We start from the raw sequence: 23,452 nt of genomic DNA on the forward strand, positions 1-23,452 counted from the left end.
GAAATAGCGTGGATAGAGATGATGAGCCGACATCGGGATGGAAATCCATATACGGCAATAAAGTGAACGGCGAGGAGGATAAGTCGCCCGGAACTAACGAGACCGCCGCGGCGACGGAGTTGAGCAGGTTCTCGCATGCGACCAGATCCGCCGCGCCTTTGCGCGCCAACGCTCCCGTTGAACCGACAAGCCGCACGGAAGCAAGAACGACATCCGCTCCCCAGGTTCGCCGTCGCAAACCTCGCGTATTGCTTTGGTCCTTCCTGATCGCTCTCGGAATCGTCCTTTCCGTGGCAGGCGGAGCTTTATTTTACTTGTGGAACGGATTGCGACCGGCTCCGGCCTCGGCGTCGCCCGTGAAAATCACGATCAGCTCGGGCATGCGCGCGAAAAACGTAGCCGAGTTGCTCGAACTGAACGGACTTATACGTAGCGCGTTTCTATTTAGCGGTTGGCTGAAGGTCGAAGGCGAGGGATCCCGTTTCCAAGCCGGCGAATACGAGTTGACTCCCGGAATGACCCGCGACGAGATCGTGGCGAAGCTTAACACCGGGGATATCGTTGCCGCGGCGACGATACGGTTCACGATACCGGAAGGTTTTACGGTTCAACAAATCGCGGCAAGAATGGTTGAAGCCGCCAAATTAGACAAAGCGAAATTTCTGGAAGCGGCGGGGAAAGCGGATTTATGGACGGGGTCGCTTTGGGCCAAAGCCGTGCCTACGGACAAAGACCTAAGATATCCGCTCGAAGGATACCTTTTCCCCGAAACCTACGAGATGAAACGGGGAAGCACGGAGACCGATATCATCAATCGGATGTTATCCGAGCTTGACCATAAGCTTGACCAATTACCGGAAGATTGGCAGAGCGTCCTGGAAGAACGGGGGCTCACCGTGCACCAGCTATTAACGATCGCGTCTCTTGTCGAGCGCGAGGTCGTCGTAGACGAGGAGCGTCCGATCGTATCCAGCGTTATCCAAAACCGCTTGAGAATCAAAATGCCTCTGCAAATCGACGCAACGATTCAATACTTGCTCGACAAGCAGAAGGAAAGATTGCTCGAAGAAGATCTTAAAGTGGAAAGTCCCTACAATACGTATTTGAATGCGGGATTGCCGCCCGGACCGATCGCTTCGCCCAGCTTGAAATCGATCGAGGCCGCTTTATATCCGGAGCAAACGGACTACCTGTATTACGTGACGAAAAAAGACGGAACGAATACGCACTTGTTCGCGGTAACGTATAAGCAGCATCAGAAGAATATCCAACAAAGCGAGAAGAACGTAAAACCAGAATAAAGACGCATTCATGATTCGAATGCGCTCCGACCCGGCGAGCATAGCGATGCACCTCTTTGGTGCCTACGCGTAAGCGCGCCGGGTCGAAGATTTTCCCGGAGGTGTTAAATATTTCTACCGGAAACAATGAAGTTTCAACTAGCGTCCCCGAATTGCTTATTTCCGCAGGATCCATGGGGCAGATAGAACGATATATCGCCGCCGGAGCGACGGCGGTGCTGATCGGCGAATCCCGATTCGGCATGAGGCAGCCGGGCGATATTCTTTCCGGCGACCTGAAATCAGCCGTTCTTATCGCTCATCGATTAGGCGCCAAAGTTTACGTTAACATGAACAAACTGTTCCGAAACGACGAATTGGCCGCTTTGCCCGAGTATTTAATTTCGATAACGGAAGCGGGGGGGGATGCCATCGTTTTCGGAGATCCCGCCGTATTGATGAACGCGAGACGGCATGCGCCCGGTGTAAAGCTGTTCTGGAATGCCGAGATGACCGGAACGAATTCTTCCGCCGCTTCCTACTGGGGAAGGCGCGGGGCCGCCCGGGCCGTCGTGGCGCGGGAGTTGAACGAAGAGGAAATCGGCGATCTGAAGAGCAAAGCCGAGATGGAAATTCAGGTCCAGGTCCATGGAGCGACGAATATCTACTACTCCCATCGGAATCTCGTCCAGAGCTATTTGGAGCATCTGGGCAAAGAGGCGTCTCTTGTGCGCAGGGGAGTCGACCGAGGATTATTCTTAGTGGAAGCGGAACGTCCCGATGAACGCTTTCCCGTTTACGAGGACGATAACGGCACCCATGTTATGAGTCCCGACGATATTTGTTTGCTGGAGGCATTGCCCGAGCTCGTGCAAGCAGGTGTGGATAGCTTCTATATCGAGCCCTTGCTGAAGTCGGAGGAGTACAACGAAACCGTCTTGAAGAGTTACAGGGCTGCATTGGATCTGTGGAAACGGGATCCGGGGGCGTACAAATTCGATAACCTTTGGCTGACCTCCATTCAAAGATTGCAAAGCTCCGAGAGGGAACTCGGCTTTGGTTTTCTATATAAGGAACAAGTCTATTAACGAAAACGCAAGGAGGTTAATCGGAATGAGCAATACGCTTATACAAGACATGCCTCTTAAGCAAGGAAAGAGGCAGCGGCTGGACAAACCGGAGCTTCTGGCCCCGGCCGGAAGCTTGGAGAAGCTGAAATTCGCCGTTCATTACGGAGCCGACGCGGTCTATATCGGCGGGCAGAAATACGGCTTGCGTTCGAACGCCGACAACTTCAGTTTCGAAGAAATGCGCGAAGGCGTGTTATTCGCGGAGAAATACGGCGCCAAAGTATTCGTGGCGACGAACATATACGCGCATCAAGAGGATTTGGACGGCGTAGCGGATTACCTCAGGGAGCTGGAAAACGCGGGAATCGCCGCGATTATCGCGGCGGATCCGGCTATCGTCGAGATGGCGCAGCAAGTCGCGCCAAAGCTGGAGGTGCATTTAAGCACGCAACAATCTACGATGAACTGGCAGGCCGTGCAATTCTGGAAAGAAGAAGGCTTGCCTCGAGTCGTGCTGGCGCGCGAAACGACGATGGAAGAAATTCGCGAGATCAAAGCGCGCGTGGACGTGGAGATCGAAGTGTTCATTCATGGCGCGATGTGTTCCTCCGTGTCCGGCCGCTGCGTATTGTCGAACCATTTTACCGACAGGGATTCCAACAGGGGCGGCTGCTGCCAATCCTGCCGCTGGAAATACGACTTGCACGCGGACGAGCAATCGGTCATGGAGCCTGGTCATAATCCGTTCACGATGGGCTCGAAGGATCTTTGCATGATCCAGCATATCCCGGATCTGATCGAGGCCGGAGTCGATAGCTTCAAGATCGAAGGCCGAATGAAAAGCATTCACTACGTCGCTTCCGTCGTCAACGTTTACCGACAGGCGATAGATGCCTATATGGCTGATCCGGAAGGTTACCGGCTGCGCCCCGAATGGGTAGAGGATATCGGCAAGGCGGCGAATAGACCGCTTAACACCGGATTCTTCTACGCGGTGCCCGGAGCGGAGGAGCATATATACGAAGAGGAAGAGAAGCCGGCCCCTTACGATTTCGCCGCGATCGTGACGGATTACGACGAAGCGACGGGGTTCGCCACCGTCCAGCAACGTAGTCCGTTCCGACCGGGTATGGAGATCGAGTTCTTCGGTCCCGGAGGAAGGCAGTCTTTTCAGACTATTGTCGAGATGACCGACATGGAAGGGAATCCATTAGCGGTAGCTAGGCATCCATTGCAAAAGGTTCGTATCAAAACGGAGAAACCGGTTGAGCCTTTAGACCTAATGCGGAAAAAATTGTAATAAATATATTTAAAAACAAAGGAATTGTTAAAAGACTTGTCGAATTGTCACGATAAAGTAAACGATGTCGCCTCTTTGGCCGATATATACTTTATGGACAGCTCGGCAAGTTTTTTTATGCCGTAAGTCAGTCGTCACTACATAGTTGGAGGGTTATTCGCAGATGAGTAAATCGTGGCGTGAGAAAGTGGGATCGGTAGATTGGAAGAAAGCGTCCCAGGGTGTAAGCGGTTTATCAAAACGCGTCGGAGGACAGTTCAAGGATACTAAATTCGAGAATCCGATTCGCTCCGTCGGCATGAAGTTATTTTTGCTTATTTTTTGCAGTATATTGGCTTGCGTATTATCGCTCGGTTGGTTCTCTTACTCGAAATCGAGCTCTATTATTCAAAAGAAAGTAGCAGACTCAAGCAGCCAGACCGCGCAGCAGACGGCAGGGAAAATGGCATTGCTTCTGGACGGATACGAAAGGCAATCCTTGCAGTTCATTACGGATAACAGCTTTATTACCCTGTTAAGTTCGTTAGCCGTCTCCGGAGACGATTACGAAATATTCGACACGGCCAGACAGCTGACCGAGAAGATGAGCAGCATCGCGATGGCGGATTCGAGCTACGAGTCGATCTCGCTGATTCCGGTAGATCCGGAAGGGCAATTCATGACGACGGGCAGCTCGATTGCCAAGGATAAGCTCGATCCGTCGTCTCCGTTCATGAAGGCCATTACTGAAGGGAACGGCAAAGCAGTATGGAACCCGACGATGGCTAAAGGCCTTGACGGAAGTCGCAGCGCTCCGACCTTCTCGTTAGGGAGAATGCTGAATCAAGGTATGCCTTACTACTTGATTCTCGAAATTAAGTCCAAAATATTGGAAGATCAGATGAAGACGGTCAATTTCGGAGACGATAGCGCGTCGTACATCGTATCTCCGGACAAAACGATCGTCTACGGACCTGATATCGCGAAAATGGGTACGAAGTACGAGTACGATTTACCTGGCGAGAGCGGATCGGCGACGATAAGCGTGGACGGAACCAAAACTCTGACTTCCGCGGGCGTCATGGAAACGAACGAGTGGATGCTGATCGGGAACATCCCGGTTTCCTCCCTGGTCAAAGATGCGAAAGCCATCAGCAATTTAACGTGGATCATGTCGCTAATCGCGGCGCTGATTGCCGGGGCGATCGGAATGATCGTAATGCTGACGGTCGGTAAGCCGCTTGCCCAATTGCGTACGTTGATGAACGAAGGCGAACGCGGAAATCTTACCGTTCGTTCTACGATTCGCAAGAAGGACGAGATCGGCCAAGTAGCGGATAGCTTCAATCGCATGATGGAGGAAATCACGGGTCTCGTTCGCCAGACGAACCTTTCCGCGCAAGAAGTTTTGGCAACCGCGGAATCCTTGACGGACTCTTCGCGCAAGACGGCAGGCGCAGCGAAGGAAATCGCAATCGCTACCGAGGAAATCGCCAACGGCGCGACGAATCTCGCGGTCGAATCGGAGAAGGGAACGGACCTCACGATTCAGATCGGAGCTCAAGTGCAATCGGTCATCGATTCCAACGTCGAAATGGGCCAATCCGCGAACGAGGTCGAAGAAGCCGGGCGTAAAGGCTCGATCTATATGGGCAGTTTGATCGAGAAGACGGGCCAAACGGAAGAAATGACGCGTTCGATGGTCGACAAAGTAGACAAGCTGAAAGAAAGCACGCGGTCCATCCGCAAAATTCTCGACGTACTCGGCAATATGACCAAGCAAACGAATATATTGTCTTTGAACGCTACCATCGAAGCAGCTAGAGCAGGTGCTGCGGGCAAAGGATTCATGGTCGTCGCGGACGAGATTCGCAAGCTGGCGGATCAATCGCGCGAGTCGATCGGCGTCGTCGGCGGAATCGTCGAGAAGATCCAAAGGGAGATCGACGAGACGGTATCGGTATTATCCGAGGCTTATCCGATTTTCCAAGAGCAAATCGAATCGGTACGCGAAGCCAATCAGATCTTCATTACGGTTCAAGACAATATGGGAGGATTCGTTAATCGCTTGGAGTCCGCGACGGATTCCGTTCGTCAATTAGAAGACGCGCAGAACACATTGTCGATGGCTATGAGCAACGTAAGCGCGGTTGCGGAAGAAGCTTCCGCAACGTCGGAGGAAGTTGCGTCGCTTAGCAACGAGCAGTTGAATATTAGCGACGGGTTGGTGCAGTTATCCAATCGTCTCGAAGCGGTATCGGGTCAATTGCGAGAATCGTTGAGCCGGTTTACCGTAGCGTAATCATTGATCGTATACATGAAGCAGGCAAGGGAATCTCCTTGCCTGCTTTTTGTTTTTGGCGAAAGTTGGAAACAATAAAGAAAGAGAGGTCAGAGAAGGGGTTTACGATGAATAAGGATTGGGCAGTCAGGGGATTTCACGTTTTGCTTTTATTGGCCGTTATATTCGGCGTGGAAGGGGCGAGGTTGGCTTGGTTGCAGCTTGGCTTCGGCGGGGCGCAGACGGCAAGCCAATCGCTCAACCGGAACGCGGTCGAGCAGCGTTCCGACGAACTGCTTCTGGATAGCGGCAGAGGAAGGTTTCGCGACCGGAACGGGACGCTCATTACCGGAACGACGGTACAGAGCTTGGCGGCGTTCCCCGACAACGGGCATCCGCGGGGTATGGAGAGCGAAGTTAAGCTGTTGGCCGATTCGCTTGGAGTCGAGCAGTCGGAACTGGATTCATGGTTGAAGGAGCTTCGGGAACCCGAGGTTTGGACGAAATCTAACGACCACAGGGCGATGAATTTATCCGAGCAACAGATTAATGCCGCCATGAAGGCTAATTTGCTAGGCGTCTCGGTTCTCCCCTACCCGAACCGGTACCCAGCCGACACGACTCCGCTACATGCTATCGGATTCATCTCGCAGCACCCGAATCAAGTTCGTCAGATATACGAGCATCAAGTAGCCGAACATCATATGAGTACCGCCAACAGTATCGGCGGGGCCGGGCTGGAGAAATCGTTGGATCGGTGGCTGCAAGGAGTAGCTCCAACGACGGTGCTTCAGGTGACGGATGCGACGAGACGCCCGCTGGCGGGTTTGGGCCTCCGAATGATCGCTCCGGACAATCCCCATTTTCCGTTGCAGGTGACGACGACGTTGGACTTGAACATTCAGCATATCGTGGAGAAGGTTTTCGACCGATACGGGATTCATAAAGGAGCCGCGGTAGTCTTAGACGCGTCCAACGCGGATATATTAAGCATGGTCTCCCTGCCTCGTCTTGACCCTTACCATGTCGGCGGAGAAGGCACGGACGTGCGCAATCACGCGCTCGTGGCCGCGCCGCCCGGCTCCGTGTTCAAGACGGTGACGTTAGCGGCGGCGCTGGAATCCGGCGTCACGCATTGGGGAGAGAAGTTCCACTGCGACGGTCATTACGGAAAGTACGGATTGCAATGCTGGAAGGAAGGCGGGCATGGCGATCTGACCTTGGAGCAAGCTTACGCCGAGTCCTGCAACGTCGTGTTCGCCGGACTGGCCGAAAGGATGGATCCGGCATGGCTGCAAATTACGGCAGAGCGAATGGGACTCGGAAGACAAATCGGATGGAGTTCGGATAAGTTCTTGGACGGCAAGCCGCTCAGATTGCTCGGAGAAGAGGAAGCGGGTTCGATATTCCTAAGCAAGGAAACGGCGAAAGACGGGGGAGTAAGAACGGGCAGCGGAATCGGACAGAGGGACGTACGGGTAACTCCATTGCAAGCCGCTAATATGGCTGTAACGATATTGCACAAAGGACGCGTGAGTTCCCCTCGAATCGTCAAGGAAATTCGTTATGCGGACGGGGATTTAATGACGACGTTCCCCTTTCAATCCGACAAGTCAAAGTACGGTCAGATCGAGCCGCGAACGGCGGCATATCTTATGCAAGGCATGCTCTCCGTCGTAGAGTCGGGAACGGCAAAGCAGGCACTCAGCGGATCGATATGGCCGTTAGCGGGGAAATCGGGCACGGCAGAGCTTGCGGGCAAACAAAAAGCCCGCAACGACCAATGGTTCATCGGTTACGGGCCGGCGGCGGGAACGCCTCGTTATGCGATCTCCGTGCTGATCGAAGATCAGCCTGCGGGTTTGCGCAATCGCGGAGCGACCGTATTCGGTGCGATTATGGACGGAATTCGCCTTTGGGAGTCGGAGACTCTTCAGGCTGCGGAGCGAACGGAGCGACGGTAAACTCCTCCTGCGGGAATCGAATCCACTGATGGAAGTAGCCTTGGTCGTACAGCGCCTTAAGCAAGATCATAAGAATCGGAGCGAGGATAAGTCCGGCAACTCCGAAGAGCGATAACGAAATCATCATGAACGCGAGCATCGTAAACGCGGATACTCCCACCGTCTGACCGGTAATGCGCGGTTCAAGGAATTGCCTGGTCAGCGTAACGACTAGCAGAAGGGCAGTCAGCCAGATGGCGAGGTTCGTCTCGCCGGTGATGAACAGATAGGCGACCCATGGAATGAACAAGGTATTGACGCCGAGTAGCGGCAGTACGTCGAGTATGCCGGCCAAGAGGGCGATAGAGAAAGCATTGTTCACCCCGAGCGCCAGAAGAGTTATGAAAATAACGACGAAAGTGATGCTGATGAGCTTGCCTTGGGCTTTCAAGTAAGCCCCGATCCCTTTAAACACGTTGTTGCGCAGAAATTCGAAAGCGACTTTAATCGTTTTCGGGGATCTGTCCCTGCCTAACCTTTTCCAAGTGTCGATCTCGATGCTCAAGAAATAAGCCAAGATAATGGCGATCGAGAAATTAAGCACGAACGAGGAAAAGGAGGATAGAAATCCAACGATCCAGCTTAGAAATTGGCCCGCTAATACGGCACCCTTGTCGGTTACGAATGCCGTTGCCTCGGTTAACTTTTCCCCGATTCCGGGCGGTAATGCTTCGATCTGCCCTTGCATGTTTCCGGAAATAGAGGCTATCTGATTCTCGAGTAGCACCTGATACTTGGGCAGATCCTCGACCAACTGCTGAATTTGTATGGTGAAAATATATCCAAGTCCGACAAACGTCGCAAGTATGACTAACGTAAACAGCAATACGCTAATACCTGAAGCGATCGATTTGCGTATACCCCAACGATTAAGAAGCCTGGCGAGAGGTTCGATGATCCAGAAAATGAGGAAAGCCAGGAAGACGGGAGTCGCGAGCTTGTACAAATAACTGAACACATACATCGTGAGCCATACGGTAAGGATGATTACGCCGATATCGAATGCGGTTCGCCAATATTTCTGATATAAAGACAACATTTTATAAATCCACCCTTTTCGCCATATGTAGGATAATCCGTTAATTCCATATCTTGTCCATTGTACACGATAACAAAAAAGATGCCTATATGGATGCCTATTTTCAGAGCGTATATGATAAAATAGAAGACAGGCACAGAAGCGCTCGCACGAATACTATGGTAATCAAGATGGTGGGGACTACATGGAAATCATCCTTTGGATCGGTTTTTATTTTTTGACTTTTTATGCTTTTTTGCCGGCTCTGGTCAGTCGGATTTTCGGATTCAGGGTGTTCATGAAAGGGCAATCGAAGTCGGAAGTGTCGCTCACTTTCGACGATGGTCCCGATCCGGTATATACGCCTAAGCTACTGGATTTGCTTAAGCGTCATGGAGCGAAGGGAACCTTCTTCGTCGTAGGGGAGAACGCGGAACGCAATCCCGAACTCATCGCTCGAATCCATGAAGAAGGACATATTCTCGGCATTCATAATTACGTTCATCATACGAACTGGTTGATGCGGCCGAGAACGGTTAAACGGCAAATACATCGGACATCGGACGTTATTAAGCGAATTACGGGCTCAAGGCCGATGTACTATCGACCGCCGTGGGGTATCGTGAACGTATTCGACTATGCGAACCTGGGTTATTTGCAAATCGTCTTATGGACCTCCTTGTTCGGCGATTGGCGCAAGAAAGTGGGGGCCGACAAGCTATACAAGAGGATGAAGCAGAAGCTCAGACCCGGCGAAGTGTTCCTGCTCCACGATTGCGGCATCACTTTCGGAGCGGATCGGGATGCCCCCGCCAACACGCTCTCGGCACTAGAGAGAATATTGGACGACGGCCGGGAGCTGGGATACCGCTTCGTCGGAATCGACGAAATGATCACCATTACGGAGCGGGCGAAGAAAAAAGGCAAGCCGATCGAGAGAACCGCGACGAGGAGATCGAGTATGAGCAATGACGAGCAAGCGGGAGATAATGCCCACAAAGTAGGACCGCTTAAGAAGCTGGTCGTAAGCCTCTGGATGCTATACGAAAAAGGATTCCACATCGCGTTCAGGCTGCGTCCCATTGGGGAAGGACATTTTTTCAATTATCGCATAAGGCGTTATTCGGGTCCGCCGCTCGACTTGCAAGGAGATCAGACTTTGCGTTCGGGCGATCGCATTATGGAAATCCATTTCGAGAATCAAATGCTGTTCGACTTGGGCATGAACTCGAAGAGCACGCTGCAAATCGGCATCAGAATCATACGGGAAATGCAGAACGCGCTTCCGGATATGGCTAGAGAACTCGCGAAGGCTCCTCATGGCGACGAGGTGAAAGCTTTATACGGAGTTTCGATGATTCATCGGGGAGCCGATTCGCTGGGATACGAGACTTTCGAATTGCCAAGAGGATTGTTCTCCTGGATGACGAACATTTATCTGCGTATTCTGATTCGGGTCATCCATCCTGCCGGGAATCAACGGGTGCGCGATAAGGGAGATTCGATGAACCCTCGCATGCTCATTATGACCCGGGAAATGTTGTTGAGCTGGGCCGATGAATCGAGCCCGCGCAAGCGCCGTCCCGTCAGGTCAGCAAAGGCAAACGCCGGCAAGCAACAAGCGGAGAATGCAGCCGAGACGGCCGCGGATTTCGAAGAAACGACGATCGGCGAGTTGGTATAAATCCTTTTCAAAAAAATAAAGCCGATATCGGGTGAATAACCCGGTATCGGCTTTATTGTTATTCGTCAATGCTAGTTACATCTTCATAACTCCGCCGCGGCTTGCGTTAGTAACCATCGCGGAGTAACGCGCGAGGTAGCCGCGTTTGATCTTAGGTTCGAAGCCTTTCCATTCGGAGCGGCGACGATCTAATTCTTCGTCGCTTACTTCGAGCGTAATGGTGCGGTTATTCATATCCAGCTCGATCATGTCGCCGTCTACGACGAATGCGATAGGACCGCCTTCGGCTGCTTCCGGGGAAATATGCCCGATGGCGATTCCGCGGGATGCTCCGGAGAAACGACCGTCGGTAATCAGGCCGACCTTCGTGCCGAGTCCCATACCCACGATCTGGGAAGTGGGCGCAAGCATCTCGGGCATTCCGGGACCGCCCTTCGGTCCTTCGTAACGGATGACGACGACATGGCCTTCCTTGACTTTGCCTTCCGTTAGTCCGCGAAGGACATCGTCCTGCGAATCGAAGCAGATAGCCGGGCCGCGAAGGTAACCGCCGACGGATTTGTCGACGGCTCCGACTTTAATGATCGAGCCGCCCGGAGCAAGATTGCCGAACATGACGGATAGTCCGCCTTCCTTGGTGTGCGGATCGTCGATCGGACGAATGACGGAATGATCCAGAATCTCCGCTCCTTCGACGTTCTCGCGAAGCGTCTTGGCGGATACGGTCAACACGTCTCCGTTCAGCGCGCCTTCCTTCTTGAATAATTCGTTGATGATCGCGCTAACGCCGCCGGCGTTGTGCAAATCTTCGATATGGTGATCGGAAGCCGGAGCTAACTTGGACAAATAAGGGACGCGTTTGGCCACTTCGTTGATGCGTTCGATCGGATATTCGATTCCTGCTTCATGCGCAAGAGCCAAAGTGTGAAGAACGGTATTCGTGGATCCGCCCATCGCCATATCGAGGGCGAAAGCATTGTCGATCGAAGCCAACGTCACGATGTCGCGAGGCTTGATGTCCAGTTTGACCAGTTCCATCAGTTGCGCGGCGGATTTTCTTACGAACTCGCGACGTTCCGGAGCGACCGCAAGAATCGTACCGTTACCCGGTAATGCAAGACCTAGCACTTCGGCTAAGCAATTCATGGAGTTCGCGGTGAACATACCGGAGCATGAGCCGCAAGTCGGACAGCCGTATTGTTCAAGCTCGGTCAAGCTTTTCTCGTCGATCTTGCCGGACATGAACGCACCGACGCCTTCGAATACGGAAGTCAGGGAGATCGCTTTTCCATCGCTCGTGCGACCGGCTTTCATCGGTCCGCCGCTGACGAACAAGGTCGGGATGTTGACTCGCAAGGCGGCCATCATCATGCCGGGGGTGATTTTATCGCAGTTAGGGATACATACCATGCCGTCGAACCAGTGGGCGTTAACCATCGTTTCGACGGAGTCGGCGATGATCTCGCGGCTGGCTAGGGAGTAGCGCATTCCGATATGGCCCATTGCTATGCCGTCATCGACGCCGATCGTGTTGAACTCGAAAGGAACCCCGCCGGCTTCGCGAATAGCTTCTTTAACGATTTTGCCGAATTCCTGCAAGTGAATGTGTCCGGGTACGATATCGATGTAAGAATTGCAGACTGCGATTAACGGTTTGCCGAAATCTTCTTCTTTAACGCCGGCGGCACGCAGGAGGCTACGGTGCGGAGCGCGGTCGAAGCCTTTGGTGATCATGTCTGAACGCATTTTTTGCTTGGCCAATTTTGTTCCCTCGCTTTCGGATAAACCGGAATGTCATATCCTTGATTTTATCACATAATCGGACGAATTGACCAGAAAAGCATTAGGTAATACGTGTTAATCCGCCAATTTCTCACAACGGGAAATGCGTTAGGGACATGTCATGTATAGGGATGAATAAAGGGAAAAATAGACAAAAAAATGGTTAGTTATGTGATAAAACATCACATAAACGATTTACATCCTCTGACCGGACTCCTATAATGAAAAGAAAGTTTAGAAAGGGGATGCGGCATGAATTTGACAGAACGCGAAAAGGAAAAGCTGCTCATAACGGTGGCTGCCGATTTGGCCCATAGAAGGCTAGCTCGCGGAGTGAAGCTGAATTATCCGGAATGTATCGCGCTCATAACCTCCGCCATCATGGAAGGAGCTCGGGACGGGAAGTCCGTCGCCGATATGATGGCCTACGGAACGACATTGCTGACTCGCGATCAAGTGATGGAGGGCGTCCCGGAAATGATCCATGAAGTGCAGGTGGAAGCGACCTTTCCGGATGGGACCAAGCTTGTGACGGTGCATCAGCCGATAGCTTAATTGTTCATTCCAAGGAGGAAAGAGATATGATTCCAGGGGAAATTCGGGCGAAGCCCGGAGAGATCGAATTGAACGCGGGAAGAAACACGGTCGAACTCGTTGTGAATAACGTAGGGGATCGTCCGATCCAAGTCGGTTCGCATTATCATTTTTTCGAAGTGAACCGTTCTTTGCGTTTTGACAGGGAAAAGGCTTTCGGCATGAGGCTGAACATTCCGGCCGGCACAGCGGTAAGATTCGAGCCCGGGGAAGAGAAGCCGATACAGCTGACGGAGCTCGGAGGCGATAAGCTTTCTTACGGGCTAAACGGACTTTCGAAGGGGAAAGCGTCCGGCGAGCTTCCTTCCGAGGTAGCCGACCGCTTGAAAGCTTGGAACGCTTTGTAAGTTCTCATTGGATACGCGAACGAGGCAATGGAAACGGGGGAGCGAAAGATCATGCGCATGGAGCGGCAAAGCTACGCCAACATGTTCGGCCCGACTACGGGCGATGGGGTAAGACTGGCGGATACGGGACTTTGGGCGGTCATCGAGCGGGACTTCACCGTATACGGGGACGAGTGCAAATTCGGCGGCGGTAAAGTAATCCGGGACGGCATGGGCCAATCCAGCCGAGCGGTAAGAAGCGAAGGCGTGCTGGATACGCTCATCACGAACGCCGTGGTCATCGATCATTGGGGTATCGTGAAGGGCGACATCGGAATTAAGGATGGAGTTATCGTCGGGATCGGCAAGGCCGGAAATCCGGATATCATGGATGGCGTAGACCCGAATATGGTCGTCGGCGCGAGCACGGAGGTCATTGCCGGGGAAGGCAAGATCGTGACGGCCGGGGGCATCGATACGCACATTCATTACATATGCCCGCAACAGATCGAGACGGCGCTGGCTTCCGGCGTTACGACGATGATCGGCGGCGGAACGGGACCCGCGACGGGAACGAACGCGACGACTTGCACTCCCGGGGCTTGGCATCTCAGGCGGATGCTCGAGGCTGCCGAAGCTTTTCCGATGAATCTCGGTTTCCTGGGCAAGGGCAACGCCTCCACCGTGGAGCCGTTGATCGAGCAGATCGAAGCCGGAGCAATCGGCCTTAAGCTTCACGAGGACTGGGGAACGACTCCGGCCGCTATCGATGCCTGCTTATCCGCGGCGGATCGATACGACGTGCAGGTCGCTATCCATACGGATACGTTGAACGAAGCCGGATTCGTGGAGGATACGCTAAGGGCGATCGGCGGCCGGACGATTCATACTTATCATACCGAAGGAGCAGGCGGCGGGCATGCCCCGGATATTATCAAGGCGGCCGGAGAACCGAATATTATTCCTTCCTCGACCAACCCGACGCGGCCGTTCACGGTGAACACGATCGAAGAGCATCTGGATATGTTGATGGTTTGCCACCACTTGGACAGCAGCATTCCGGAAGACGTCGCGTTCGCCGATTCCCGCATTCGTCCGGAGACGATCGCCGCGGAGGACATCTTGCACGATCTCGGCGCTTTCAGCATCATTAGCTCCGATTCGCAAGCGATGGGACGCGTCGGCGAAGTTATTACGAGGACTTGGCAGACGGCGGACAAGATGAAGGCCCAGAGAGGACCGCTCGACGGGGACGACGAACGCGGAGATAACGAACGGATTAAGCGTTACGTCTCCAAGTATACGATCAATCCGGCGATCGCCCACGGGATCTCGCATTTGGTCGGGTCGCTCGAAGCCGGCAAGTGGGCGGACGTCGTCCTTTGGAGCCCTGCTTTCTTCGGGGTAAAGCCGGATATGATTCTCAAAGGCGGGAGCATCGCTTACGCTCAAATGGGAGATCCGAACGCCTCCATACCGACGCCGCAGCCGGTTTTCGGAAGGCCGATGTTCGCTTCCTACGGTAAATCTCTATTTCGCAGCTCGATTACTTTTGTCTCTCAGGCCTCTTACGATAATGGAATCGCCGAGAAGTTGGGATTGCAGAAACGGATCGAGCCCGTCAAGAACTGCCGCAACATCGGCAAAAAAGACATGATCCGTAACGACGCTACCCCGTCGATAGAAGTAGACCCGGATACGTACAAGGTTACGGTCGACGGCGAATTGGCGATATGCGAGCCGGTGTCCGTTCTGCCGATGGCGCAAAGATACTTCTTGTTCTAACTATACTATCGTCGGCAGACGCGAAAGGAGGCGGATCGGATGTGTCGGTAACGGGCGAAGAATCAACGAACGCGGGTGCTTGGTTAGCGCTGCAACTCCTGCTCGATTCCGCGCTGCCCATTGGCAGCTTCGCTCATTCCTTCGGACTGGAGTCGCTAGTGCAGGATGGCCGAATAAACGACGGAGAGGGCTTGAGGTCGTATATGGAAGCTATGCTTCGCCATAGCTGGTCGACAGGCGATCTCATGATCGTCAAAGCGGTATACCACCGTCCGGAGGAAGCGAACGACGAATATGCTTATTTTATCGAGAAGCTGGTTCACTTCCAGAGAATCGGGCCGGAGTCTCGCGACGGAATGGAGAAGATCGGGCGGAGGCTGCTCAAGCTTGCGCCAGAGCTGTTTCCGGCCATACCGTTCCGTTCGTTGCAGGAGGACATGCGCGGCGGTCGCTGCTACGGAAGTTACCCGCTCGTGTACGGATTAATCTGCCGCGGTCTGAATGTTACGCTCGACCAGGCCGCGGAAGGTTACTTATATACTTCGGTGGCTACTTGCGTGAACGCCGCTCTCCGGTTGATCTCCATGGGACAGACGGAGGCCCAACGCTTGACGGCTTCCATGTTCCCGGTCATTGCCCGGTCATGGGCGGAGGTTCGCCATATGGATCCGTCGGATGCTTACGGGGCAATGCCGCTGGCTGAACTCGCGATGGTGCGCCACGAGACTTTGTATTCCCGATTGTTCATGTCATGAGTTGAAAATCTAATTCACTATTCGGAGGGATTGCTTATGTGCCAAGGAAAAGAAGGTCAACACCATCATCATCAGGAATGGGTAACGCCGCAAGCGGAAGCCGGACGTCCTATGCGTATCGGTATCGGAGGTCCGGTGGGCTCGGGTAAAACCAAGCTCGTCGAGCAGCTCGCTTTTCAATTAAAGGATAAGATCAATCTGGCCGTTATTACGAACGATATTTACACGAAGGAAGACGCGCGCATCTTATCGGATACCGGTTGCTTGCCGGACGAGAGAATTATCGGCGTCGAGACCGGGGGATGTCCGCACACCGCGATCCGCGAGGATGCATCGATGAATTTCGAAGCCGTCGAAGAGCTCGAGCAACGGTTTCCCGACCTGGATCTCATCCTGATCGAGAGCGGCGGGGATAACTTGGCCGCGGCTTTCAGCCCGGAGCTCGTGGATCGGTTTATTTACATTATCGACGTCGCCCAGGGAGAGAAGATTCCCCGTAAAGGCGGTCCCGGAATCATGAGGTCCGACCTGCTCATCATCAACAAAATCGATTTGGCGCCTTACGTCGGGGCAAGCTTGGAAGTCATGGAGAACGATTCGCGCCGTATGCGCGGCGAAAGACCTTTCGTGTTCACGAATTTATTCGGCGGCCAAGGGCTGGACGTCGTCTCCGATTGGGTCGCCCAGGAGACGGGCCGTCGTGCGGCAGTCGTCTAGCTTGGCGGAGGCGTTAATCGAAGGTTTCCGGTCGGACGAGGATGTCGAGGGTATTGCGGCGGAAAGCGAGAATTCTGTAATCGAAAGGCTTTCGGAGCTTCGCGCGGTCGTCGGTATCATGAACGGAAAGCCGGAGCTAATCTCGCGATACCATACCTCGCCGCTTAAGATCGCCAAAACCTTCCCGCTCATTGGTAACGATGGCTGGAAGCAATTAGCCGTCGTGCAGATGGACGGTTCTCCCGGCCTGCTGGAGGGCGACCGCTATACTTTCGATTGGCAACTGCAAAAGAACGCGAAGCTATACGCGACGAACCAAGCTTATACGCGCGTTCATCCATGCGAGTCGGAGTCGGGAAATTCTCGGCTCCGTCACAGGTTCTCTTTGGCCGCAGGTGCCGTATTGGAATGGATGCCCGAGCCGGTCACGCTCTTCCGAGAAGCGCGGTTCGTCACGGAGACGGAGATCGACTTGGCCGAAGGATCGGTATGCATGGTCGGCGATATTTTCTGCCCGGGCAGGCTGTCGAGGGGCGAAGCCTTCGCTTTCCATTCGTATGATGCGAAGGTGATTGTTCGGTATAAGGGTGAGCTTGTACACTATCAACGGCAGAAATGGGAGCCGGCTATTCTTCCGATCGAAAATGCGGGTTGTTTCGGCGGATTTACGCATGTCGGGGCATTTTCCGTTTTCTCGGATCGCGTCACGGCCGAAGTTGCGGTGAAGATGCGGGAAGCGCTGGAGAGTGCGGAGGGAATTCCGGAGGGTGTAAGCTGGGGAGTCGCGCGCACGGCCAGGCACGGCATCGTCGTACAGGCGGCAGGGCATGCGGCTTGGAAGCTCCAAAGGCTTTTGCTCTCGGCATGGGACAGCGCGAGGCAGCAACTATTGAATCAGCCACCGTTAAGGCTGCTTAAGGAAGCTTGGATGAGGTAAAGCGGAGGGAATAGGCACGCGAGGAACGCTTATTTCGCCAAGTAAGCCGGAATTGGTCGAAATAGGCGTGCGAGGAACGCTTATTTCGTCTAGCAAGCCGGAAATGGTGGAATAGCTGTGCGAGGAACGCTTATTCCCTCCAACAAGACCGACAGAACATAACAAATAGCCTCAATCCAGACGGATTTGAGGCTATTTGCTTTCCGGGAATAAGTTAGCGAGTCCGGCGAAAGGAAGGTTCTCGTAATGGTCGGTTTTATATACGACTTCGCTTTCCACCTTCGTCTCGTCGCTCAGCTTATTGCGCTTAAACTGAAATTGATCGAAAAGCTTGACGAGAATCTGCGCCGTATTGATCGCATCGTCCATCGCCCGATGGTGGGAGCCCGAGAACTGAATTTCCAGCATTTCGAGAGCCGGCTTCAGACCCATCTGCTGATGTTTCTCGAGCTTATATACTTTGGAGAGCATTTTCTGAAGGTTGTTGTGATTCACGATCCAGTCCGTGGAGATTTGATGCTGGCGGCATTCCTGAACCAATTGACGCTGGTCGTCGGGGCCCCATGCGCATAGGAAATATTCCTCAGAGCCCATCCACTCCGTGTAATCGCGTATCACTTGGGACAGAGTTCCCGCACCGTTAACGTCATCCTGAGTAATTCCCGTAAAAGCGGTCGTATCCGGTGTTAATTGGGACACGATGACGGGTTTGACGAAAGATTGGAAAGTCTCGATGATTTGCGGAACATCGTCCACCAATCCGACTTTGGCGGCTCCGATTTCGATTATTTCGGCGATCTGGCCTTTTTTACGCCGTACCGTCATCTCCAGATCGTATACGATAATGGTCAATTCAAGCACCTCTAAGACATTTCAGTAATATTCGTACCTTAGTTATTATAGTCTTCCGCGAAGCGTTTGTCAGTGTTGAAAAACAGGAAAAGATCAAACGAGTGGAATGCCTCAGTTAAAGGGGATGTTAATAGTCGAAAACAGCAGATATAATTAGGTGATCCATGACTTTCCAAATATGCCGGTTGAAGGATCGAGGGGTTACGATGTGGCCGATTTCCATCTGGAGGAATATCGTCAAAAACAGGGAACGGAAGAAACTGCTCCTAGAAAAGCTAGCTTGGTTGGAGATCGAAGAAATGAAGCTTTCGATCGAATGGAACGAGATGTTGATCGGCCATCATCATAATACGGTGTTGTCTTCGAAGACCGAGCATGGCCTGGCTAAAGAATATAAAGCTTTCCTGAGCTCGAATTACGAGAGCGGGAGGCTCGGAAGCATAAATTCAATTAAAGTTAACGGGCAATCTATCGTCGACGGAACCCACTTTCTGTTTCTTTCCTACTATTAGATCGATCTCGCGACAGGTGTTTCCGTGATGAAATACAACGATGCCGTTCAGAAGTTCGATGCGATTTCCAAGCAAATCGAATCCGTGCAACAAGAAATCGGAGAGAAGCGCGGATTTCGGTTATTCGGTTAATTCATCTAAAGTCATGAAGGCAATCGACCTCGAGGATTTTCAAATCGTTGTCCTTCAACAGCTCCATGGCGGCTTCCATCCGGACTTTCGTGATATATTCGGTTATATTCTCGCCCGTCTCCTGCTTGAAAATAAGGCTGATGTATTTCGGGGATAAATAAACCTCCTCCGCCAATCGGGTAACCGCGAGGTTCTCCATATATTTCTCCAACACGGTATTTTCACGATGGAGACCTGATCGATCGGCCGTTCGGCAGACAGGATCTCGGTCATCTCCGCGATTAAGTAGATCGAATCCGCCAGCCCGTCCATCTCTTCGAATTTATTGACGAACACTCGGCGACTTGCCGTCAACCTCTGTCGGTGTTGAATCTAAGGGTCCCCGTACGCGTAATCATGACGTCCGAATGGACGCGAAACTTCATTTCCGGGTAATCTTCGGTCAGCCATTCGTTGTTTAATCGGCGGACGGGATTTTTGGACCAGTACTTTAAACCCAATTGAAGCGGGTCGACCCGGTTATTCTGCATTTTGACGAGGAGGCTGGAAATATCGGAGTCCAGCTTTTTCTTCGCCAATTTCTGCAGCTCGGAAGGCGAGAAATCAAGGACGTCGGAATCCTCGATCTGAGCTTGGACTTTTACGTGAACGTCGCACAATAAGGCGTCCTGCTCGATTTTGAATCGGAATTCCGCTTTTGCTAGCCGGATGCCAATGCCGTATTCCTTTACGGGATCGAGAATGATGAAGCCTCGCGAGATTCCGCTTCTCAATAAATTGAAATACTTCGTCTCCAGCAGGGTCAGCTTCATCTTCATCCGATTGTCGCGACCGAAGAGGGCCGTACCGGCGGAAACCACTTTATCGTCGGAGACGTTCAAGATCGGACAATAAAACGTGAGCCCGGGAGTGAGGGAATATTTGTAGACCTGCTGTAATTGAATTATCGGATTATACTCGGCATTGGCCCCTTCGCCGAACTTCATGAACACGCTGTCACCGGTCGTACGTTCCGCTTCTTGGTGCAGGCTTACGACTTTCTCGGCGTTATTCGAAATGGCGACTATCGCAATATCCTGGAAATCCCGGCGTCTAATGAAAAAGTCGATATACCTTGTCAGGTCGTTGCGCTCGGCAAATTGCTCGCTGAAAATAACGGCTTTCAAGTGGGAGTAATCCGGTTCCAAAAATAACTGCTGTCTGACTTTTTGAATCGCCTGCCCTAACGAGGCCGCCGTGGTCTTGTAGATGTCGAAGGAAGCCGTGGACGAGCTGGCTCCCGAATTTTGCAATTGCGGGATGACTCCTTTAAGAGCCAACGTAAACTTTCCGTTATCCGCTTGATCGAGAGACATCATCACGATGAACTGGCGCCGGTCTATGTCCTTATAATCGGATTGGCACCCTTGAAGCAAGAGACAACATAAGCCGATACCGAACGTTCTGCTAAGCCGCACTCGGAGTTCTCCCCTTTCGCTTGGCAAGCACGTACAACAGAACACCCGTAATATTTTGATAGAAGAACCAGACCACCATGTATAGTTCCCTATAGCGATAGTTGACCGCAGGTTCCTGGACTAACAAGGAGAGAATCACGTAGCTGACCAGAACGCAGCAGATAATGACTTTCGCTGTAGCCTTCCTGGGCATTAGCAAGCTAAGTAACCGATAACCTTTGTAGGTGTATAGAAATACGCCGATATATCCGGTAATCAGAAGCAGGGGGATCATAAGAAACAAACCGCGTTCCAATACGAATAAGTCGAGCGAAAACGTCTCCGCCGTCATGATCCATATTAAATTCAGGTTTCGAAGCGCCCATGGCCCCCATACGGCTAAAGGAATAACCGTCCCGCATAACGAAAGGAATAGACCGACCGTAACGAACAGGAGGAAAGTGAGCTTAATGCTTGTACGCGCGAAATAGGGATTCATGACATAAAGACCTGTATACCCGCCGTACACGAAGGCGGATGCCACTATTCCTTTTAAAGAAGGCATTTTCCAGCCATGGTAAACGACGCCTTGCAGCATCACCGGATCGATTTCCTTAAAACCGAGCCAGAAAACGAGGATCATGAGAACAGCGGCTATTAAAGTGAAAAAGGCGGTCATGTATATGACGGAATTATCGGAATGCAGTAGAGCCAACGACGGAACGCTGATCAATAGAATGGCCAGAAACCAGACGGGAGTGTGGGGCATAAGAAATTCGATAATGACCTCCATTAAACCCCGAAACATGAAGAAACCGAAAAATGCGGTTAAGGCAACATACATAATAGAGAGAAAATTACCTAAATATTTGCCGCACAAGTAACGATTGATTTCTACCATCGTGAACTTGGGAAAGCGGTTATAGACGGACAAAAGCATCCAAGCATTCAACGCCGCTAGCAACAATCCGATCGGAAGAGCAGATAGTCCGTTCTGCAGATAATTTCTGTCAATCACGTTAGGCAGGTTCAACAAGGAATGATTGATCATGTAGTAGATCAGCAAGGAAACGTAAAACAGAACATTCACGAGGATTGCCTCCCGGCGGACGCGCTTTTGGTACTCAAACTTACAGAGGCCTTAAAAGACTGGACGAGCGAATAGTTCGAATTATGCAAGGTAAATACATAGCCGACTAATAATACGAATCCTATCGTTAAGCCGAAAAAGCCCGCGACGGTGCCCATAAAAAGCAAGAGGTATTTCAACACGCGAACCGTTTGGGACATCGGATTGATCGGAATCACGAAGTTTGCGATAGCTACGGCGGATACTACGATAATCATGATATCGCTAACCAGATTGGCTTGCGATGCCGCTTCTCCCAAGATTAACCCGCCGACCGTTGTCGCCGCCGGTCCTATCGTTTTCGGGACTCGGAGGGAAGCTTCCACCAATAATTCCATCATCACGAGCATGAAGGTCACTTCTAGAAAAGCAGGATAAGGGAGACCCGCCCTACTGCCCGCGATGGATAAGGCCAATTGTACGCGAAAGACTTCGGGGTTGAACGCCGTAAACGCAACGTAAGCACCAGGCAGAATAACCGTGGCCAACAAGGCGAAGTATCTGAGCACCAAGAGAAAATAACTATATACGGGAAGCATATACGAATCGTCCATGGAAGCCATGAAATCATGGAAGCTGATAGGAGCAATACTCGCGAATGGGCTAGTCTCGATCAAGTAAACGCATTTCCCTTTGGATAGCGCTTGGCTTGTCCGATCCGGGCGCTCGGTGACGACCGATCTCGGAAATAACAAGGATCTGCGTTTCGGCAAATGCTGCTGAACCTTAGAGACGGCCTGGGCATTCGGTATCGTTAGTTTTTTGATCTGGGCCAGCTCGTTATCCACGAAGGTTTTATCGGCCAGCTCGTTATCGTATAGCAAATATCCCGAAACGTGGCTTGTCGTGCCTACTTCGAATTTAACGACTCTCAGGTCGGGATTCTGGTAATGCTTGCGAATCAAATTCAGATTAATAGCCATGCTCTCCACGAAAGCTTCCAACGGTCCGACGATCGATGCTTCTACTTGCGGCGTGCTTACCGAGCGAGTCGCGTATTTCAAGGATTTCTTAATCGTATAGACGCGATCGTCGTAGATGAGTACGGTTTGGCCTTTGCACAATCTCAGAAGCAATTGATCGGGCGGACATTCCTCTCCGATCGACTGAATATGCTGCCCGAACTGCGTTTTGGAATAGCGAAAATAAGGATCCGTGATCTGTTGGTAGATCACCTTCCGCTCGGTGACGGACATAATATAATATAGATTGAAACCTTGTTCGCCATCGACTTGTTCCTTGCGCGCATCCGCATTGTTCTCGAGGAAGGTTTCCAACATACCGTTAACCTTATGAATTTGTTCATTCATCGGAACTTCCCCTTTGTTCGAGATTTCCGCACGCAATTGCGGTATTGGATATTATGAGCAATAATGGAATTCGTATTCTCGAATGAATGATCAAACGGGTTGGAATGGCAGGAGATGGTCTTACGAACGACGCAAAAAAGTTTCTTTATCAGGGGAAACCGTATTATCTTAATGAATTAATAGAGACAACGCCGCTAAATGAGGATGAGTTGAAGAAAATCCTGAAGAAGTTCTATTTCTCGAGCTGCAAGAAGATTGTTGCGGAGAGAATAACGGGTTATCAAACGCAATTGAGGGTCAAGCCTAAAGCCATTGAGGTCATTGAGTCTAGAACGAAGTGGGGAAGCTGCAGCTCGAGCAAGAAGCTCGCTTTTAATTATCGGTTGGCCATGGCACCGGTCGAAGTTATCGATTACGTCATAGTTCATGAGCTTTGTCATTTGCTCCACATGAATCATGACCGATCGTTCTGGAGACGCGTGGGAAGCCTAATGCCGGACTATAAAATGAAACAGGAGTATTTGGAAACATACGGTCATTTGATCATGTCGATACCGCTTGATTAAAGCC

20 protein-coding genes and 1 pseudogene are annotated in these 23,452 nt (G+C 51.9%); 14 read left to right on the forward strand and 7 right to left on the reverse strand.

Going from position 1 to position 23,452, the window contains the following annotated elements; genetic code table 11:
* Positions 1–8 precede the first annotated feature (8 nt).
* The 5 genes from mltG (at position 9) to DFP95_RS00565 (ending at position 7,874) form a co-directional block, all read left to right on the forward strand.
* On the forward strand, positions 9–1,301 hold the full coding sequence (gene mltG / locus DFP95_RS00545; RefSeq protein WP_245987254.1) for an endolytic transglycosylase MltG: 1,293 nt from the start codon (positions 9–11) through the stop codon (positions 1,299–1,301).
* 173 nt (positions 1,302–1,474) lie between these two features.
* A complete protein-coding gene (locus tag DFP95_RS00550; RefSeq protein ID WP_115991302.1) occupies positions 1,475–2,368 on the forward strand; it encodes a peptidase U32 family protein in 894 nt (297 codons plus the stop codon).
* Between the two features lie 25 nt (positions 2,369–2,393).
* Complete coding sequence (locus tag DFP95_RS00555; protein ID WP_245987255.1) at positions 2,394–3,650, forward strand: peptidase U32 family protein; 1,257 nt, start codon at positions 2,394–2,396, stop codon at positions 3,648–3,650.
* 163 nt (positions 3,651–3,813) lie between these two features.
* A complete protein-coding gene (locus DFP95_RS00560) occupies positions 3,814–5,931 on the forward strand; it encodes a methyl-accepting chemotaxis protein (protein ID WP_245987257.1) in 2,118 nt (705 codons plus the stop codon).
* 107 nt (positions 5,932–6,038) lie between these two features.
* Positions 6,039–7,874 (forward strand): peptidoglycan D,D-transpeptidase FtsI family protein, encoded by a 1,836-nt coding sequence (locus DFP95_RS00565; RefSeq protein ID WP_115990626.1) that lies wholly within the window; start codon positions 6,039–6,041, stop codon positions 7,872–7,874.
* Here DFP95_RS00565 and DFP95_RS00570 read toward each other — a convergent pair.
* Positions 7,807–8,952: an AI-2E family transporter gene (locus DFP95_RS00570; RefSeq protein WP_115990627.1), complete on the reverse strand. Its 1,146-nt coding sequence runs from the start codon at positions 8,950–8,952 to the stop codon at positions 7,807–7,809. The genes DFP95_RS00565 and DFP95_RS00570 overlap by 68 nt on opposite strands.
* Before the next feature lie 184 nt (positions 8,953–9,136).
* Here DFP95_RS00570 and DFP95_RS00575 point away from each other — a divergent pair, with 184 nt between their 5' ends.
* A complete protein-coding gene (locus tag DFP95_RS00575; protein WP_115990628.1) occupies positions 9,137–10,615 on the forward strand; it encodes a polysaccharide deacetylase family protein in 1,479 nt (492 codons plus the stop codon).
* A gap of 75 nt (positions 10,616–10,690) precedes the next feature.
* Here the strand turns inward: DFP95_RS00575 and ilvD are convergent, their stop codons facing one another.
* On the reverse strand, positions 10,691–12,361 hold the full coding sequence (gene ilvD / locus DFP95_RS00580; protein WP_115991305.1) for a dihydroxy-acid dehydratase: 1,671 nt from the start codon (positions 12,359–12,361) through the stop codon (positions 10,691–10,693).
* A gap of 288 nt (positions 12,362–12,649) precedes the next feature.
* On the opposite strand from ilvD, the gene DFP95_RS00585 reads away from it, so the two are divergent.
* The 6 genes from DFP95_RS00585 to DFP95_RS00610 are packed head-to-tail and all read left to right on the forward strand — an operon-like array spanning position 12,650 to position 17,511.
* Complete coding sequence (locus tag DFP95_RS00585) at positions 12,650–12,952, forward strand: urease subunit gamma (RefSeq protein WP_115990629.1); 303 nt, start codon at positions 12,650–12,652, stop codon at positions 12,950–12,952.
* A gap of 26 nt (positions 12,953–12,978) precedes the next feature.
* The gene (locus DFP95_RS00590; protein WP_115990630.1) at positions 12,979–13,338 is read left to right on the forward strand and encodes an urease subunit beta; all 360 of its coding nucleotides are present in this window, start codon (positions 12,979–12,981) and stop codon (positions 13,336–13,338) included.
* Positions 13,339–13,395: 57 nt separating this feature from the next.
* On the forward strand, positions 13,396–15,102 hold the full coding sequence (ureC, locus tag DFP95_RS00595; protein ID WP_425453229.1) for an urease subunit alpha: 1,707 nt from the start codon (positions 13,396–13,398) through the stop codon (positions 15,100–15,102).
* A 41-nt stretch (positions 15,103–15,143) separates the two neighbouring features.
* Positions 15,144–15,857: an urease accessory protein UreF gene (locus DFP95_RS00600; protein ID WP_245987260.1), complete on the forward strand. Its 714-nt coding sequence runs from the start codon at positions 15,144–15,146 to the stop codon at positions 15,855–15,857.
* 36 nt (positions 15,858–15,893) lie between these two features.
* A complete protein-coding gene (ureG, locus tag DFP95_RS00605; protein ID WP_115990632.1) occupies positions 15,894–16,574 on the forward strand; it encodes an urease accessory protein UreG in 681 nt (226 codons plus the stop codon).
* A complete protein-coding gene (locus tag DFP95_RS00610) occupies positions 16,558–17,511 on the forward strand; it encodes an urease accessory protein UreD (RefSeq protein WP_115990633.1) in 954 nt (317 codons plus the stop codon). The genes ureG and DFP95_RS00610 overlap by 17 nt, the downstream gene beginning before the upstream one ends.
* A 192-nt stretch (positions 17,512–17,703) precedes the next feature.
* Here DFP95_RS00610 and DFP95_RS00615 read toward each other — a convergent pair whose 3' ends face one another.
* Positions 17,704–18,372 (reverse strand): 3'-5' exonuclease, encoded by a 669-nt coding sequence (locus tag DFP95_RS00615; protein WP_245987262.1) that lies wholly within the window; start codon positions 18,370–18,372, stop codon positions 17,704–17,706.
* 197 nt (positions 18,373–18,569) lie between these two features.
* Here DFP95_RS00615 and DFP95_RS00620 point away from each other — a divergent pair, with 197 nt between their 5' ends.
* A complete protein-coding gene (locus tag DFP95_RS00620) occupies positions 18,570–18,875 on the forward strand; it encodes a hypothetical protein (RefSeq protein ID WP_115990635.1) in 306 nt (101 codons plus the stop codon).
* A gap of 133 nt (positions 18,876–19,008) precedes the next feature.
* Here DFP95_RS00620 and DFP95_RS00625 read toward each other — a convergent pair whose 3' ends face one another.
* The 4 genes from DFP95_RS00625 to DFP95_RS00640 all read right to left on the reverse strand — a co-directional run bounded on the left by DFP95_RS00625 (position 19,009) and on the right by DFP95_RS00640 (position 22,882).
* On the reverse strand, positions 19,009–19,206 hold the full coding sequence (locus DFP95_RS00625) for a helix-turn-helix transcriptional regulator (protein ID WP_115990636.1): 198 nt from the start codon (positions 19,204–19,206) through the stop codon (positions 19,009–19,011).
* Positions 19,207–19,357: 151 nt separating this feature from the next.
* The gene (locus tag DFP95_RS00630; protein ID WP_181907193.1) at positions 19,358–20,464 is read right to left on the reverse strand and encodes a Ger(x)C family spore germination protein; all 1,107 of its coding nucleotides are present in this window, start codon (positions 20,462–20,464) and stop codon (positions 19,358–19,360) included.
* Positions 20,454–21,533, reverse strand: a complete 1,080-nt coding sequence (locus tag DFP95_RS00635) for a GerAB/ArcD/ProY family transporter (protein ID WP_115990638.1) — start codon at positions 21,531–21,533, stop codon at positions 20,454–20,456. Before DFP95_RS00635 ends, DFP95_RS00630 begins: the two co-directional genes overlap by 11 nt.
* On the reverse strand, positions 21,530–22,882 hold the full coding sequence (locus tag DFP95_RS00640) for a spore germination protein (RefSeq protein WP_115990639.1): 1,353 nt from the start codon (positions 22,880–22,882) through the stop codon (positions 21,530–21,532). The genes DFP95_RS00635 and DFP95_RS00640 overlap by 4 nt, the downstream gene beginning before the upstream one ends.
* Positions 22,883–23,019: 137 nt before the next feature.
* On the opposite strand from DFP95_RS00640, the pseudogene DFP95_RS00645 reads away from it, so the two are divergent.
* A pseudogene (locus DFP95_RS00645) lies at positions 23,020–23,448 on the forward strand (M48 family metallopeptidase); the annotation flags it as partial.
* Between the last annotated feature and the right edge of the window lie 4 nt (positions 23,449–23,452).

Origin of the sequence: Cohnella lupini (assembly GCF_003386205.1) — a bacterium.
Classification (GTDB): domain Bacteria; phylum Bacillota; class Bacilli; order Paenibacillales; family Paenibacillaceae; genus Cohnella; species Cohnella lupini.